The organism is Catenibacterium sp. UBA627, from assembly GCF_002299355.1.
Lineage (GTDB): Bacteria > Bacillota_I > Bacilli_A > Erysipelotrichales > Coprobacillaceae > Catenibacterium > Catenibacterium mitsuoka.
The window spans coordinates 17,680-34,942 of the sequence record NZ_DBPF01000056.1 but is presented as its reverse complement, the minus strand read 5'-3'; the positions used below and the strand labels follow the sequence as shown (position 1 = coordinate 34,942).

Sequence of the window (17,263 nt, the reverse complement as noted above, 5' to 3'; positions counted from 1 at the left end):
ACAGAGATTTCAATGCTGCACTAAATCTGAGAGATGCTACGACTTACGAAGTTGCATAGATAAACGCAAACGTAAGTATGTACCGAAGGCTACTTCGGGAATTTAAGACTATGGAGTGTACATGAACTTGTGAGTAGATATGATTTCGGTCAATCAAAAGCATACACGATGACATAGTAAGTAATGTTCGTGAGAACTTACATTATCTCGATGTGAGTATATTTAATCACATTTTGAGTGGCAGGACTCTTATGACATCACTTTTTGAAGAAACATTTGATGAACCTCTTCCTTCAAGACTGAGACCTGATAATTTAGATGAATTTGTTGGACAGACTCATCTAGTAGGAAAAGGAAAAATACTTAGAAGACTCATAGAAACAGATTCTATTTCTTCAATGATCTTCTGGGGACCACCAGGAGTAGGTAAAACGACACTTGCAAGAATTATTGCTTCACATACACATTCTTCCTTTATTGATTTCTCTGCTGTGACAAGTGGTATTAAAGAAATAAGAGAAGTGATGAAACAGGCAGAAAACAATCGTATCTTTGGTGAAAAGACAATTCTATTTGTGGATGAAATACATCGTTTCAATAAATCCCAGCAGGATGCTTTTTTGCCTTTTGTAGAAAAAGGAAGCATTATTTTGATAGGGGCCACAACTGAAAATCCATCATTTGAAATTAATGGAGCTCTTTTATCACGTTGTAAGGTATTTGTCCTCAATGCACTTGGAGAAGAGGATATTGTTTCATTACTCAAACATGCCATTTCTAGTCCTAAGGGATTTGGAGATTTAAATATAGATATATCCGATGATTGTTTACACCTTATTGCATCTTTTAGTAATGGTGATGCAAGAAGTGCGTTATCTACTTTAGAAATGGTTATTAATAATAGTGATGAGCGTGATGGAAATGTTAATGTTACCAAGACCATCATTGAACAATGTACACAAAAGAAATCTCTTTTATATGATAAGAAGGGTGAGGAACATTATAATCTCATTAGTGCCTTACATAAATCAATGCGTAATTCAGATCCGGATGCAGCTATATATTGGCTGGCAAGAATGTTGGAGGCAGGAGAAGATCCTCTTTATGTCGCAAGAAGAGTGATTCGTTTTGCGAGTGAAGATATTGGTTTAGCGGATCCTCGTGCTTTATCTATTGCGAATGATGCTTATACAAGCTGTCATTATATTGGTATGCCTGAATGTTCAGTGATATTAACGCAGGCTGTTGTTTATATGTCCATGGCACCTAAATCCAACTCTTTATATGTTGCCTATGAAACAGCTAAAAAAGATGCCTTAAAAGAATTATCTGAACCTGTGCCATTAGTTATTCGTAATGCTCCTACAAAACTTATGAAGGAACTACATTATGGGGAAGGCTATCAATATGCTCATGATACAAAAGAGAAGATTACGAATATGCAATGTCTACCCGATTCATTAAAAGACAGGGAATACTATCTTCCAGGTACTCAAGGTGCAGAGAAACAATATAAGAATAGATTAGATGAAATTAAGAAGTGGAGAAAAGAAAATCAATGAGTTATTGTGTGAAATGTGGTCGTGAATTAATAGAAAAAGAAAATGGAATAGATGGTATGGTACCTTATTGTCCAAACTGTCAGGAATTCAGATTTCCAATGTTTAATAGTGCAGTCAGTGCGCTTGTACTCAATTCCAAAAAAGATAAAATCCTTCTCATCCAACAATATGGACATAAGGATAATATCTTAATAGCTGGATATGTCACAAAAGGAGAAAATGCGAAGCAGGCTCTTTTTAGAGAAATAAAAGAAGAAACAGGTCTTACTATTTCTTCCTATGAATTCAATGACAATGAATACTACGCACGTACTAATACATATATTAATAAATATATCGTTGTTGTAGAAGATGAATTATTCCACTGTAATGAAGAAATAGATAATGCAAAATGGTATGATCTAAAAGATGCAATGAATATCATTAAGCCTGATTCTTTAGCTCAGGAATTACTTAGAAGATATCTCTACAAGAGAGAACACAATCTTGTTTTCACAAGATAAAAGACGACTATTTGAAGTAGTCGTCTAGTAAGTCATTTTTAATTGTGAATGTAGGGTTTCCCATATAACCGGGAGCCACTTCAAATTGATCAAAGCAGATAACAAGTTCACCTTGTTTATTAATATAGTAGCTTTGATTCTTAGAAATACCTTTAAAACGAGGATTATCATTTTTTTGACACCAGTATACTTTATTGGTGTCTTTTTTCATTTCTTCTTTCATTTGTCTTGTGATTTCTTTAGAAATCACATCTTTATAATCACTATTCTTAAAATAAGCAGAAAGGGGGATACTCTTTCCTGTGGATTTGTTGATTGTATAATAAACATTCTTTGTATAACTGTCTGCTTGCGTTTTATGTAATTCAAGTTTGAGAGTAAAAAGCTGATCTGTATTATAAATCACTTTATGAGTCACAAAATAGTAGCCACCATTCTTTTCTTCTTTGTAAATAAAATTCTTAATAGTAGACGCCATCTTACGATTCACTACATCAAGTGCCTCCTGTTTATTATTATCTGCAGTTGTAATCCATGGGACATGGGATTTCTTCACATCTACAGTAAATAGGTTAGATAGAGTGAGTCTGTTTGGTGTATCAGTATCTTTATTGAGTTGATGATTGATCAGTATAAGTATAGCTACAAGGACAATAAAAGAAAGTCCTATCTTTTTCCAAAATGTTAGTTTATGCATAATATCACCTAACTCACATTATACACAAAAAAACTGTTCTTGCGAACAGTTTACTCACCAAATGAGATTCCTACAAGCTTTGCGCTTTGTACGATTTCTCCTTCAGTATCTACAAATTTTAATTTACCTGCAGTGGCTTCTAATGGAATATGTGTGACATGATTTCCTTGTAATACAACATATTCACCATAATGTTTCTTGATGATGAGTCTTGCACCTTCTACACCAAAACGTGTAGAGATTTCACGATCATAACTATCAGGATTACCACCACGCTGTGCATGACCAATACATGATACACGAATCTCAGCATCAATTTCCTGACTTAATTCATCAGCTACTTCATAAGCTACAGAACGACCATTTCTTGCAAGTACTTTTGCTTTATAGTCTTTTCGCTTCATTAAGGCATCGGCTTCAGAAATAGCCCCTTCAGCACAGGCAATAATCGCATAGTTCTTTTCGTTCTTTAATGTTTCTTTAACCTTTTTCGCAACAACTTTAATATCATATGGAATCTCCGGTAAGAGGATGACATCAGCACCTGCTGCAATACCGGCAGATAAACAGATATGTCCTACCTTATGACCCATAACTTCAATCACGAAAACACGGCTATGACTTGCGGCTGTTGTCTTGATTTCATCTAAGTAACGTGTTGCAATGGCTGTGGCAGAAGAATAACCAAATGTATAATCTGTGCCCCAGGCATCATTATCAATTGTCTTAGGTAATGCAATTACATTTAGTCCTTCCTGTGATAACATATTAGCACTTTTAATAGAACCATTACCACCTAGTACAACTAAGCAGTCCAATTCAAGTTTCTTATAAGTATTCTTCATCGCTTTGACTTTATCAAAACCGTTTTCAATAATACGCATACGCTTGAAAGGACATCTTGAATTTCCAAGAATAGAACCACCTACGTTTAAAATATCATAAAAATCTTTAGGCTTCATTTTTTTGTATTTTTCATACATCAATCCTTTATAACCATCGATGAAGCCGATGATTTCAACATCTTTTACATTTCTATAAAGAGTTAAAGCCAACCCACGCATAGTTGCGTTAAGGGCCTGACAGTCTCCTCCGCTTGTTAAAATACCAACGCGCATATTATGCCTCCCTTATACTTTTTTTCTTAAAGAAGTATTCCTGACTATTGATCTTCTCCTGTTTATTCTTTACACGTTTATAGGTACCATCATTTAATAAACGTGATGCCTTTACATTATCATGAAGCATAATATCAAACATATTAAGAATAGTCTTCTTAATACGAGGATCATGAATTGGTGCACCCACTTCTACACGTCTTTCTAGGTTACGTGTCATTAGGTCGGCAGAAGAAATATATACATCTGGATTCTTATCGCCGAAGATATAAATACGAGAATGTTCCAAATAACGTCCTACAATAGATATAACTTGTATATTTTCTGTATAACCCTTAATACCAGGAATGATACAGCATATACCTCTCACAATTAATTGAATTTTTACACCAGCCTGACTGGCTTCTACAAGCTTTTCAATCATCTTCTTACTTGTAACTGCATTACACTTAAATCCTACATAAGCAGGTTTACCAGCTTTCGCAAGGGCAATCTGGTCATCAATCTTTTCAAAGATTCTTGAAATCATACAATGTGGTGCAACTAATAATACATTCGCATTATGATCTGTTTCACCTAAGCATAAATGAGTGAAAAGTTCATTGGCTTCTTCACCAAAAGCATGTTCTGAAGTCATCAAACAGAAATCTGTATAAAGCTTAGAAGTCTTTTCATTATAGTTACCTGTACCAATCTGAGTGAGATACTTGATACCTTCATCAGTACGATAAGTGACAAGACATAATTTAGAGTGTACCTTTAATTCACTTAAACCATAAATAACATGACATCCAGCACTTTCTAATTGCTTAGACCAGGCTATATTGTTTTCCTCATCAAAACGTGCACGAAGTTCTACAAGAACTGTGACATCCTTGCCATTCTCTGCAGCACGAATCAGACTCTTAACAACCTTAGAATTCTTTGCAACACGATAAAGAGTCATCTTAATACTGATCACCTGTGGATCACGACTTGCTTCATCTAAGAATCTTAAGAATGGTGCCATAGATTCAAATGGATAAGAAAGCAGTATATCATGCTTTAATACCTGTTTAATCATTGGTACAGTATTTTCTACAAGTGGAGAATTACGCGCTTCTAATCGCTTATAGAATAATTCTGGATGTCTTGACTTTAAATAATCCTGTAAAGTAAATACAAATGAGAACTCTAATGGGCTCTCTACTTCAAACACCTGACTACTAGAAAGATCCAAGAAATGTCTCAACATATCCACTTCTATCTCTTCTAGACCGGGAGACATTTCCATTCTTAATGGAGCGAGTTTTCTTCTCTGTTTGATAAGAGTTTCCATCATTTCACGATAATCTTCATGTTCCTGTAAAGAATAATCATCCTCTTCAATATCAGCACTTCTTATAATACGAATTATAGAAGCATTCTTTACTGTTTGTCCATGAAAAATCACAGGAAGATACTTTTTCACAATTTCTTCCGCTAAAATGAATTTACCAGGGGTACTTGGTAGGGCAATTAATCTTTCATCAAAAGCAGCAGAACATGAAACAATCCCCATCTTTCTCTTACCCTTTTTACTTTCTAACTGGGTAACTATATAGAGTTCACCGTTATTAAGGAAAGGGAATGGCTGTCTTTTAGAAACAACTTGTGGTGATACAAGTGGAAGCATTTCTTGAGTGAAATAATGTTCGAGGAATTTCTTATTTTCCTTATCCTTAATATCATTATAATTTACAATTTCTACACCATATTCCTTCATTTTTTCAAGGTTAGTTGCATAGATCTTATCTCTTTTCTTATATAAGTACTTCACTTTTCTCTCACAGGCTTTAATCTGCTCAGAAGAAGTCATATTTGTCTTATTTTCTTTTAAAGCAGGATAAAACAAAGCCTGATCAAATAAGAATCCCATACGCACTCTAAAGAATTCATCTAGGTTCGTCTGGAAAATAGAAATAAAAGTCAGACGTTCACCTAACGGCACGCTTTCATCTTTGGCCTGCATAAGAACACGGTCATTAAACTTTAACCAAGATAATTCTCGGTTATCTTTATATATATTCATAATTAATCCTCCCGTATATACTCATTATAGCGTTAATTCTAGCATTATACTAATAATAGTGTGATTTAGTTTGAATAAAGTTTGTGTGAAGATAGTGTAAAATTTGTTCATTTCATATCTTTTGTAAGATATATAGTTTATTTTTTGTACAAATTTAGAAAAATGCCTAAATGAACAGTGGTCAGTTTCATTGACTTTTATCCGTAACATTCTAAAATGAGATTTAGTGAAAGAGAGAGGATGTTATTATGAATACATTAGATAAAGTATCACATGCTGCTGAAAGAAAAGCAATGGAAGTTGTGATTGACCATATTGTGAAAGGTTTGGATAAGGATCGTACAGGAGAATATTTGAAGCTCATTGACTTGGCTGAAAAGTTCTATGGTAAAGGATTTACTAAGGAAAGCTATGATGCTGCGAGAATTGCTGTACAGGATCCCAACAATAAATGGGTTAACTATATTAATAGTGTGATTGATGAAGCAAATCCAGAATTCATTAAAAAGACAGCTTTAAATTTAGGTTATGAAGCATTCTTTAGAGGTACAAAAACAATTCGTGAAAACAGAAAGAAATATAACTGTAATATTCCTTGGCTCATTCTTTTTGATCCAACAAGTGCCTGCAATATGCATTGTGAAGGATGCTGGAGTGGTACTTATGGACATAAGAGCAACTTAACTTTTGAAGATATGGATAAGATTGTCACACAGGGTAAGGAATTAGGCGTCTATCTTTACTTATTAACTGGTGGTGAACCACTTGTAAAGAAGAAAGAAATCATTAAGCTGGCTGAAAAGCATAATGATGTAGAATTCGCCATTTTCTCAAATTCTACTTTGATTGATGACGCATTCTGTAAAGAGTTAGTTAGACTTGGAAATATTACTTTCTTATTATCTATTGAAGGAACTCCAGAAACAAATGATGCAAGACGTGGTGATGGTCATTTTGCAGCCGTTATGAAGGCTATGGATCTATTAAAGAAATATGGTATCGTCTTTGGCACATCTATCTGTTATACAAAATATAATGTAGAAGCAGTCACAAGTGATGAATTCTTTAAGATGATTACTGATAAAGGGGCTCGTTTTGGTTTCTACTTCCACTATATGCCAGTAGGAAACAATGCAGTCACTGACTTACTTCCTACAATCCAACAGAGAAAATATATGATTGATCGTATTAGATATATCCGATCTAATGAATGTAATATTAACTTCTATCCAATGGATTTCCAGAATGATGGTGAATATGTTGGTGGATGTATTGCAGGTGGTAGAAACTACTTCCATATCAACTCTAATGGTGATGCTGAACCATGTGTATTTATTCATTATTCAAATACAAATATTCATGAAAACTCAATTCTTGAAATGTTGCAGTCACCTTTATTCATGGCTTATCATGAAGGACAGCCATTTAATGAAAATCATTTAAGACCTTGTCCAATGCTGGAAAACCCATCATTATTAAGAGAAATGGTGAAACGTACAGGTGCGCATGATACAAATATGGAATCTCCTGAAACAGCAGACCACTTATGTGATAAGTGTGAAGACTATGCAAAAGAATGGGCGCCTATTGCAGAAGAATATTGGAAGGATCATCAGCATCCTCATCCTAAGTATGAAAACTATGCACCTAAGAGAATGGAAGAATTAGGATTACATAACGAAGAATAACTATGTGGCAGTAGAAATACTGCCTTTTAGTATGCAATTTAGTTATAGTGCCCTCCAGTATTGGTATTTTACTTTTATTTCTTTGTTATTTAGAATGATGTCATGGAGGTAAATTATGACATTCACAAACAAGGATTTAAAAAATATGATTATCCCATTGTTCTTTGAACAATTATTAGTCATGTTAGTAGGTATTATAGATACTTTTATTGTAAGCTTTGTGGGAGAAAGTGCGGTATCAGGGGTTTCTCTTGTGAACTCATTTAATACAATCTTTATTTATTTGTTTACAGCTCTTGCATCAGGTGGGGCAGTTGTTATCAGCCAATATATTGGACGTAAAGAAAATGATGATACAAATCGTGCATCAGGACAATTATTGATGTTTTCTATTATCTTTTCATTTGTTCTGATGATTCTTGTCTTGATTTTCAATGAATCACTTTTAAGACTCTTATTTGGCCGTGTAGAAAACTCAGTAATGCAGGCTTGTATCACTTATTTAAGGATATCAGCCTATTCTTATCCAGCCCTCGCTATTTATAATGCAGGTGCTGCTTTATATCGCTCTATGGCTAAAACATCTACAACTATGTATATTTCTATTGCATCTAATATTATTAACTGTATTGGAAATTGCATAGGTGTCTTTGTTTTACACGCTGGTGTCGCAGGTGTTGCTTATCCTTCTCTGATTGCTAGAGTTTTTTCTGCAGTAGTGATCACATTCTTATGCTTCAATAAGACGCTGACTACTTATTATGAAAAGAAGCATATATTTGTATTTGATGCTAAGATGTTGAAAAGAGTATTGAATATTGCGGTTCCTAATGGGATTGAACAAGGAATCTTTCAGTTAGTTAAAGTAGCTTTGAGTTCAGTTGTTGCTTTATTTGGTACTTATCAGATTGCAGCTAATGGTGTGGCCCAAAGTATCTGGTCACTTGCAGCCCTAGTGGGTGTTACAATGGGACCCGTCTTTATTACAGTCATAGGACAGTGCATGGGAGCTAAGGATATAGATAATGCACATTATTACTTTAAGAAGCTGATGAAGATCACAGTTATCTTCTCTATTATATGGAATGTATTCATTCTTCTTATTACACCTCTATTTCTGCAATATTATCAATTATCATCAGAAACTAAGCATCTAGTCTTTGTTTTGGTTATTATTCATAATATTTTTAATACAATTGCGTTTCCATTCTCTGGACCACTCTCTAATGGATTACGCGCCACTGGAGATGTTAAATATACAATGATTGTATCAATCTTGAGTACAGTCGTCGTAAGAGGAATACTTTCTATTATATTTGGTATCACATTCAATCTAGGTGTGATTGGTATTGCCTTAGCAATGTGCGCTGACTGGTCAATGCGTGCTATCATATTTCATCTTCGTTATAAATCAGATAAATGGACGCAATTTAGTGTTATTTAGGAGGACTTTATGAAAGATTTAATCGTTGTATTCAGTTATTCTCATGGTAATACAATACATATTGCAAAAATGATTCAAAAGAAAACTGGGGCTGATCTAAAGGTAATAGAAACAATTCAACCTTATAGTGATGATTATGATGAAGTGGTAGATTTAGGCCTTAAAGAAGTAAAGAAAGGCTATGAACCACCTATTAAAGAAATCTCTATTGAAGACTATGATCGTATTTTTCTAGGAACACCTACATGGTGGTATACGATGGCTCCTGCGATGAAGACATTTATTCATATGCATGATTTCAAAGGGAAAACTGTTATTCCTTTTATGACTCATGGAGGATGGCCAGGAAAAGTTATTAAGGATATGAAAAAAGAATTAAAGGATTCTATTATTCCTACATCAATAGAAGTTCAATTTGATTCAAATGGAGGAGATACTCTTATTACTTCTCTTGATACAATTGAAGAATGGATCAAACAACTATAAAGAGACATTTTGTCTCTTTTTTGTGTATAATGAACTAGAGGTGGTCATATATGCAGAAAATAATGATTGTAGAAGATGATGACATCATTGCATCTTCTATTAAGAAACATCTAGAAAAGTGGAATTATGATGTGTTTGTAGTCAATGATTTTGAAAATGTCTTAGAAGACTTTAGACTCTATGAACCATTACTTATCTTATTAGATATCTCACTGCCTTACTACAATGGTTATTATTGGTGTCAGGAAATAAGAAAAGAATCAGAAGTACCTATTATCTTTATCTCTTCTACAAGTGAGAATATGAATATCGTTATGGCGATGAATATGGGTGCAGATGATTTTATTAATAAGCCTTTTGACTTAATGGTACTCACGGCTAAGTTACAGGCAATACTTAGACGTACCTATTCATTTAATAAAACACAGAATGTCTTGAACTATCACTCACTGACTCTTGATTTATTAAAAGGCGTCATTAGCTATCATGAAGACTCTATAGAACTCACTAAAACAGAACTTAAGATCATGCAGATATTATTTGAACATGCAGGGCAGATTGTATCAAGAGATACAATCATGGAAGCTCTTTGGCAAAGTGAAGCTTTTGTAGATGATAATACATTAAGTGTAAATATTAATCGCTTAAGAAAGAAATTAGATGCTTTTTCTTTACCACAGCTTATTCATACAAAGAAAGGGATAGGGTATCAGTTATATTATGAAGACATATATTAAAGACCATTATCGTTTCTATTTTGTCTATTTAGTCATGATCTTCTTATTTGATCTGATTCTCTTATTATGCGATGTTTCTATTTCATTGCTTTATTATCCTACCTGTTTATGTTTCTTTTTTGTGATTGTTTATTTTAGTTATGACTATTACAAATATAATAACAAGATCAAAGCACTTAAGTATGCCTTGCATCTAGATCATATTTATTTGGAAAATATTTCGACTCCAGAGAATGCTTTAGAAGACTCTTATTATTCTCTTATAGAGAAGATTATCCAGGCTAATATTGTCCTTAATAATCAAAAGGATACAAATTATCATGAGTTATCTGATTATATGACACTCTGGGTTCATCAGATTAAGACACCCATTGCAGGACTTCGACTACTCATACAATCAGGTGAGTCATCACCACATCTACTATCCATGCAGATATTACGTATTGAACAGTATGTGGATATGATGATGTACTATGTCAAGATGGGACATATGAATCAGGATTTGAAGATTGGTCATTATAAAATAGGGGATATAGTAAATGGAGTTGTTAAGAAACAATCTTTATTCTTTATTCATAAGAAAATATCTTTGAATCTAGAAGAGCTAGATGAAGAAATAGTTACGGATGAGAAGTGGACTTCTTTTATTATTGAACAGATCTTATCCAATGCCTTGAAGTATACTAAAGAAGGTTCTATTCATATTTATATGAAGGGATATACATTATATATAGAAGATACAGGAATTGGTATCAAGAAAGAGGACTTGCCTCGTGTCTTTGAAAAAGGCTTTACCGGTACAAATGGACGTATTGATAAGAAGGCCAGTGGATTAGGCTTATATCTTGTTAAGAATATATGTGATACTCTAGGTTATCCTATTCATATAGAATCTATAATCAACCAAGGAACCACTGTTTCCATCTGTTTTGAGAAGAAACCTCTTATCGTAGAGTAACTTACAGAAATGTAAGATAAGAGACTTATTCTGTAAGGTGAATCAATGGCAGATATGTTTCAAAATAATTAAACTATAGTTGTAACGAAGGAGGAAAACATATATGTCATTATTAGAAGTTAAAAACTTGAAAAAAGTCTATACAACACGTTTTTCATCTCAGCAGGTCACTGCTCTGTCTAATGTCTCTTTTTCAGTAGAAGAAGGGGAGTATGTAGCGATTATGGGGGAATCAGGAAGTGGTAAGACAACACTTTTAAATATTCTAGCATCTCTAGATACACCAACAAGTGGAGAAGTATTACTCAATGGAGAAGATATTACTAAAATCAGTGAAAAGCATATTTCACAGTTTAGAAGAAAAAATCTTGGATTTGTATTTCAGGATTTCAACTTATTAGATACATTCTCTTTACGTGATAATATCTTTTTACCTCTGGTTTTGTCTAAAGAAAACTATGATGTGATGGAAACTAAATTGAATCACTTAGCACCACAGCTAGGTATTGAATCACTACTGGATAAATACCCTTATGAAGTATCAGGAGGACAGAAACAAAGAGCGGCTGTTGCAAGAGCTTTAATTACTCATCCTCAGATTATCTTAGCAGATGAACCTACAGGTGCTTTGGATTCTAAATCAACAGATGATTTATTGAATATCTTTGATCATGTAAATAAAGAAGGACAGACCATTGTGATGGTTACTCATAGTACCAAAGCAGCCAGTTTTGCGAAACGTGTCTTATTTATACGTGATGGACAGGTCTATCATCAGATCTATAAAGGAGATAAGACAAACGAAGAAATGTATCAGTCAATCAGTGATACACTTACACTACTCCAGACAGGAGGTAAGTAATTATGTTTTATTTAAAACTTGCTCTGACAAATATTAAAAAGAATGGAAAAATCTATTTCCCATATCTTATTACAAGTATCTTTACAGTTATGATGTTCTATTGTGTGAAGTTCCTAAGTGGAGATAATGGCCTAAGAAAAGACAGTGAATCAGCAGCCATGATGATGGGTCTTGGCGTGTATGTTGTGATTATATTCTCAGTCATATTCCTATTATATATAAATAGCTTCCTCATGAAGAATCGTAAGAAGGAACTTGGACTCTATAATATATTAGGAATGGAAAAGCGTCATGTGATGTTGATCATCTTTTTTGAAACATTGATTGTTTATTTGATTTCTTTAGGATTTGGTGTATTAACAGGTGTTCTATTCAGTAAGCTCATGATGCTTATTTTAGTGAAGATATTGGCTATTCATACATCGATTGTATTCAGTATTGATATGAATGCGATTTTGAACACAACTCTTCTCTTTAGTGTTATTTTCTTTGTCTCATTTATGATCAATGCAGCATCTATTCGTTTCTCTAATCCAATCCAGTTATTAAAGGGTGGACAGGTTGGAGAAAAGGAACCAAAGACAAAGTTGTTGATGACTTTAATAGGTGTTATCACACTAGGTGCTGGTTATGCGATTGCTTTGACAATTAAAGATCCAATCACAGCACTTGTCTTATTCTTTGTGGCAGTTGTACTTGTTATTATTGGTACATATGCACTCTTTACTGCTGGTTCCATTGTAATTTTGAAAATATTAAAGAAGAATAAGAAGTATTACTATCAGACAAATCACTTCATCAGTGTGTCTCAGATGATGTATCGTATGAAGCAGAATGCAGTTGGACTCGCTAGTATCTGTATTTTATGTACATGTATTCTTGTCATGATTTCTTCTACATATACTCTTTATAGTGGCATTTTTGATACTGCGAAAAAAAGTGTTCGTGCTGACTATAGTTATAAAGTAGGGAATATGGAAAAGGTGAACATGGATGAAGAAATCATCAACCTTGAAAAGGATATTAAAACATCTCTTGCTTCTAAAAATATCGATATTTCTCGAATGGCTTCTTTAAAGTATTGTCATGTATTGGCTTCTCAAAATGGTACAGTCTTCACTGCGCCAGGAGAAGGTGTTAATAATAAGATTCTTACAATTCTTGGAATGACATTAGCTGATTACAATCGTATTTATAATCATCATGTCACTTTAAATGATCATGAAGTGCTTTATAATTCTAATTATCATTTTAATCATGATTCAATGATGTTGAATAATCAATTGTATTCATTGAAGATGGTTAAGAATGATCCTTGGTTTGTAAAGGATGATATTGCAAATGTAGATTCAGATAGTATCACATTTGTATTCAAGGATGATGCAGCCTTAAAACAGGCACTTACATTTGAACATCGTTCTTCCCCTTCTTATGTTTATGAAATATTAGTGGATTATAAAGGTGGTTATTTCAATTCAAAGGCTGAAGAAGTCATGCGTAAAACAACACAGAATTTCACTTTGAAAGTCAGTGAAAAGAATGATGGTGAAATCAGTTGTTCTAATATGACTCGCTATGAAAACTACCAGGAATTTAGTCAGATGTATGGTTCATTATTATTCTTAGGAATCTTTCTAGGTGTACTCTTTATGATGGCAGCAGTATTGATTATGTATTATAAGCAGTTATCTGAAGGCTATGAAGATCAGAAAAGATATGAAATACTGCAGAACGTAGGATTGAGTAAAAAAGAAGTCAGACAGGCTGTATCTTCACAGGTATTGATTTTCTTCTTTCTTCCTCTTGTAGTTGCTGTGATTCATATGTCCATGGCATATAATATGATCTTAAAGATGTTTAAGGTAATGATTCTTAGTGCCCCTCAGACATTTATTACATGTACTGTTGTATCAGTGATAGTACTTACTATTTGTTATACTATTGTTTATTTCTGTACAAGTCGTACATATTATAAAATTGTAAGAAAAAAATAAAAAAGGCTTTCGAGCCTTTTTTTAGTAGTTTAAGAAGTAATCGTTAATTACTTTTTTATCTTTTGTGATTGTTAGAGAAAGCATTAATAGAATACGTGCTTTATAAGGAGATAGGTTATTAGCCCCTAGACATACATGCTTAGGATCAAAATAATCATCCTGGAAGATAATACTGTTCGTTACACGGCTCGCACGTACAAAGACAATACCCTGTTCAGATAATTCTTCAATACGTTGACGCCACGCCTTGGAATAGTTTCCGCTCCCTGTTCCGACAATCACAATACCTTCATTATTTTTTGCTAAAAAGTCAAGAATATCAGGAGAAGCACCCACATAGTAGTCGGCAATTGCGACATGAGCTAAATCGTTGATTGGTTTACGTGAAAAGACTGAATAAGTAGTATGTCTCTTTAATGGTTGAGAAGAGAAATAGACTTCATCATCCTTCATATAACCAAGATTGGCGAAAGCTCTCTGGTCGAAGGCATCGATCTTATAATTACTGATCTTCTGGATATCTCTACCAGAGAAGATAGTACTTGAAAATAAGCACATTACACCACGACCCCAAGCTTCGCTATGACTTGCAAGCATAATGGCCTGGAATAAGTTAAATGGTCCATCGGCACTTGTTGCAGTTGCAGGACGCATCGCACCTGTTAAAACAACAGGTTTTAATGTATTGACTGTTAAGTTTAAGAAGTAAGATGTTTCTTCCATTGTATCAGTTCCATGAGTGACAACAATTCCATCAATATCCTGCTGATCTGCAAGTTTATTAATATGTTCAGTTAAGATCAACCATCTTTGATCATCAATTTCATTAGAATCAACAGAAAAGAGATTATCTAAAACAATCTCAACACGATCTCTTATATCTGGAATAGAATCCAATACTTCATCTACAGAAATAGTGCCTGCTTCATAATTTGTTGTTTTACCTGCAGCACCACTTCCTGCAATCGTACCACCTGTTGCAATAATCGCAATTCTTTTCTTTTTCATATTTTTTTACACCTCGCTCATAATTATATTTAAAACAAAACTTGAATGCAATAATCTCTATTTAGTGTGTTCTAGAATATGCTTCAATGTTTTAGAATCCGTTACAGAAACAATCCCATACTCATACTCTACAGCATTTTCCTCTTTTAATTTCTTCATAATACGTGATACCGTCACTCTATTCATATCTAAACATCCTGCAATATCTTCGTGTGTATAAGGAATGGATTTCTTTCCGTTATCTGTTTCAATAAGAAGGAAGTCAGCTACCTTTTGTGTACTATTATAGTTCACTAATCTTTCAATTGTATGTGTTAAATAGTTGCATGTAGAAGTCAGATGCTGAAGCATAAGTATCATGAGATCATTATTTTTCTGTAATATAGGCATCAAATCAGTAATATGACAACGGATGAATTCTACATCAGTAATTGTGGCCATATTCGCTTTACGTACAGAATGGTTTAAAAAAGAACCATCACCAAAAATACGTCCTTTCTTTAATACCTCCAAGGTAATCTGTTTCCCCTGTGGACTGCTTAAATAAGCACGGACACGACCTTTGATTAAAAGATAGATATCATTCGCGTCATCACTCTCATAAAAGATGACTGTCTTTGAAGGCAAGACACAACGTTCACCTACTGATTCAAAAAAATAAAAATAGTTTTCTGGAATAATGATATTCATATGTCCTCCATTGTAGCCTAGGCTACTGTATTGTCTCTTTTTATCATTATAATATTCCTGGGTGATGAAAATGAAGGAAAAGGTATTATCAATAGTAAAAATCTTGGTTGGTGTCGCTTTGACTGATATAGCACTTGGTATGATTGTATTACCACAATCCTTCGCTGCAGGAGGCGTAACAGGTTTATGTGTTATTTTAAGTAAGATGATTCCATTACCAGTCTCAATTCTTGTATTAATTTGTAATGCGATATTATTTATATTAGGTTATATATTTATTGGTAAAGAATTCATTTTCAAGACATTAATTGTCAGTATTATCTTTCCATTTGGATTAGATCTATGTCAAAAATATAATCTCTTAGCTGAAATGAGTTCTGATCCTTTAATGAGTGCAATTCTTGCAGGTGTCCTCATTGGGGCAGGGGTAGGACTTGTACTTTTAGGTGATGGATCTTCTGGTGGTTTTGATATTATTGGTGTCATCTTACAGAAGTATTTCAAAGTTCCTGTTTCTATCGTTATGAATGTATGTGATATTACAGTTATTTTGATTCAGGTGGCATCTAATCCCTTTATGAAGAATGTATATGGTATTCTTGCGATTATGATCTGTACTATAACAGTCAATAAAGTATTGGCATATGGTCAATCACAATGTGAAATCATGATTATGAGTCATGAATATGAAAAAATCAGAGAACGCATTTATAAAGAAATTGATGTTGGGCTCACGTTATTAAAAGCGGAAACAGGTTATTTAAGAGAAGATATGCAGGTGATACTTGTGGTCACACAGTATAAAAAGATTGCGACAATTAAGAAAATCTCTGTAGAAATAGATCCTACTTCCTTTGTTTTTGTGAGTGATGTTCATTCAGTCATTGGAAAAGGGTATACATTATCACGTTAAGACCTACGGGTCTTTTTCTTTTTGTGCTACAATAGATATAGGTGATAAATATGTTGAATGAATTAATGATGAAGATGATTGAATTTGATTATGGAGATCCTAAGCGTATCCAGCATTTTATAAAGGTACATAGCTTCTCTAAATTAATTGGTGAAAAAGAAGGATTAGATGCACATACACTATTTGTATTAGAAGCAGCCAGTATTTTACATGATATTGGAATACGTGTATCAGAAGAGAAATATGGCTTTCAAAATGGAAAACTGCAGGAACAGGAAGGTCCTGCACCTGCAAGAGAAATATGTACTTCTTTAGGATTTAAAGAAGATGATATAGAAAGAATATGTTTCTTGATTGCGCATCATCATACATATACTAATGTAGAAGGAATGGATTATCGTATCTTGTTGGAAGCAGATTTTTTAGTCAATGCATTTGAAGGGAATGCTTCTATTGAATCTATTCAGCATGCCAAAGAGAGTTTTTTTGAAACAGAAACAGGTAAGCATATATTAGATACAATGTTTAAGTCATAGTTTTTCTATGACTTTTT

Annotated in this window: 16 protein-coding genes; 11 read left to right on the top strand and 5 right to left on the bottom strand. The window is 33.6% G+C overall.

Annotation, left to right across the window (positions count from 1 at the left end; genetic code table 11):
* Positions 1-251 precede the first annotated feature (251 nt).
* Both B2S90_RS04120 and B2S90_RS04115 read left to right on the top strand, forming a co-directional pair.
* The gene (locus B2S90_RS04120; RefSeq protein WP_286696574.1) at positions 252-1,562 is read left to right on the top strand and encodes a replication-associated recombination protein A; all 1,311 of its coding nucleotides are present in this window, start codon (positions 252-254) and stop codon (positions 1,560-1,562) included.
* Positions 1,559-2,065, top strand: coding sequence for an NAD(+) diphosphatase (locus tag B2S90_RS04115; protein ID WP_286696573.1), 507 nt, complete (start codon positions 1,559-1,561; stop codon positions 2,063-2,065). Before B2S90_RS04120 ends, B2S90_RS04115 begins: the two co-directional genes overlap by 4 nt.
* Before the next feature lie 7 nt (positions 2,066-2,072).
* Here B2S90_RS04115 and B2S90_RS04110 read toward each other — a convergent pair whose 3' ends face one another.
* Genes B2S90_RS04110 through ppk1 form a run of 3 tightly spaced genes read right to left on the bottom strand, consistent with a single transcriptional unit; the run spans position 2,073 to position 5,930 of the window.
* On the bottom strand, positions 2,073-2,762 hold the full coding sequence (locus B2S90_RS04110; RefSeq protein ID WP_278779071.1) for an RsiV family protein: 690 nt from the start codon (positions 2,760-2,762) through the stop codon (positions 2,073-2,075).
* A 50-nt stretch (positions 2,763-2,812) separates the two neighbouring features.
* Positions 2,813-3,880: a 6-phosphofructokinase gene (locus B2S90_RS04105; protein ID WP_055233531.1), complete on the bottom strand. Its 1,068-nt coding sequence runs from the start codon at positions 3,878-3,880 to the stop codon at positions 2,813-2,815.
* A gap of 1 nt (position 3,881) precedes the next feature.
* A complete protein-coding gene (gene ppk1, locus B2S90_RS04100; protein ID WP_279080256.1) occupies positions 3,882-5,930 on the bottom strand; it encodes a polyphosphate kinase 1 in 2,049 nt (682 codons plus the stop codon).
* Positions 5,931-6,178: 248 nt separating this feature from the next.
* On the opposite strand from ppk1, the gene B2S90_RS04095 reads away from it, so the two are divergent.
* From B2S90_RS04095 to B2S90_RS04065, 7 genes are all read left to right on the top strand, one after another.
* Entirely contained in the window at positions 6,179-7,618 is a 1,440-nt protein-coding gene (locus tag B2S90_RS04095) for a radical SAM protein (protein ID WP_278779067.1), read from the top strand.
* Positions 7,619-7,733: 115 nt separating this feature from the next.
* Entirely contained in the window at positions 7,734-9,062 is a 1,329-nt protein-coding gene (locus B2S90_RS04090; RefSeq protein WP_278860519.1) for an MATE family efflux transporter, read from the top strand.
* 9 nt (positions 9,063-9,071) lie between these two features.
* Positions 9,072-9,548: a flavodoxin gene (locus B2S90_RS04085; protein ID WP_055289050.1), complete on the top strand. Its 477-nt coding sequence runs from the start codon at positions 9,072-9,074 to the stop codon at positions 9,546-9,548.
* Between the two features lie 50 nt (positions 9,549-9,598).
* On the top strand, positions 9,599-10,285 hold the full coding sequence (locus B2S90_RS04080) for a response regulator transcription factor (protein WP_278860518.1): 687 nt from the start codon (positions 9,599-9,601) through the stop codon (positions 10,283-10,285).
* Complete coding sequence (locus tag B2S90_RS04075) at positions 10,269-11,243, top strand: sensor histidine kinase (RefSeq protein WP_286696572.1); 975 nt, start codon at positions 10,269-10,271, stop codon at positions 11,241-11,243. Before B2S90_RS04080 ends, B2S90_RS04075 begins: the two co-directional genes overlap by 17 nt.
* Before the next feature lie 103 nt (positions 11,244-11,346).
* The gene (locus tag B2S90_RS04070; RefSeq protein WP_278860516.1) at positions 11,347-12,105 is read left to right on the top strand and encodes an ABC transporter ATP-binding protein; all 759 of its coding nucleotides are present in this window, start codon (positions 11,347-11,349) and stop codon (positions 12,103-12,105) included.
* Between the two features lie 2 nt (positions 12,106-12,107).
* A complete protein-coding gene (locus tag B2S90_RS04065; RefSeq protein WP_286696571.1) occupies positions 12,108-14,099 on the top strand; it encodes an ABC transporter permease in 1,992 nt (663 codons plus the stop codon).
* Between the two features lie 21 nt (positions 14,100-14,120).
* On the opposite strand, the gene B2S90_RS04060 is transcribed toward B2S90_RS04065, so the two are convergent.
* Together B2S90_RS04060 and B2S90_RS04055 are read right to left on the bottom strand one after the other, a co-directional pair.
* Positions 14,121-15,107, bottom strand: coding sequence for an asparaginase (locus B2S90_RS04060; RefSeq protein WP_055289056.1), 987 nt, complete (start codon positions 15,105-15,107; stop codon positions 14,121-14,123).
* A 57-nt stretch (positions 15,108-15,164) separates the two neighbouring features.
* On the bottom strand, positions 15,165-15,797 hold the full coding sequence (locus B2S90_RS04055; RefSeq protein WP_055233526.1) for a Crp/Fnr family transcriptional regulator: 633 nt from the start codon (positions 15,795-15,797) through the stop codon (positions 15,165-15,167).
* Between the two features lie 70 nt (positions 15,798-15,867).
* On the opposite strand from B2S90_RS04055, the gene B2S90_RS04050 reads away from it, so the two are divergent.
* Both B2S90_RS04050 and B2S90_RS04045 read left to right on the top strand, forming a co-directional pair.
* Positions 15,868-16,710 (top strand): YitT family protein, encoded by an 843-nt coding sequence (locus tag B2S90_RS04050; protein WP_070101827.1) that lies wholly within the window; start codon positions 15,868-15,870, stop codon positions 16,708-16,710.
* Between the two features lie 50 nt (positions 16,711-16,760).
* Positions 16,761-17,246, top strand: a complete 486-nt coding sequence (locus B2S90_RS04045; RefSeq protein WP_055233524.1) for an HD domain-containing protein — start codon at positions 16,761-16,763, stop codon at positions 17,244-17,246.
* The last annotated feature ends 17 nt before the right edge of the window (positions 17,247-17,263 follow it).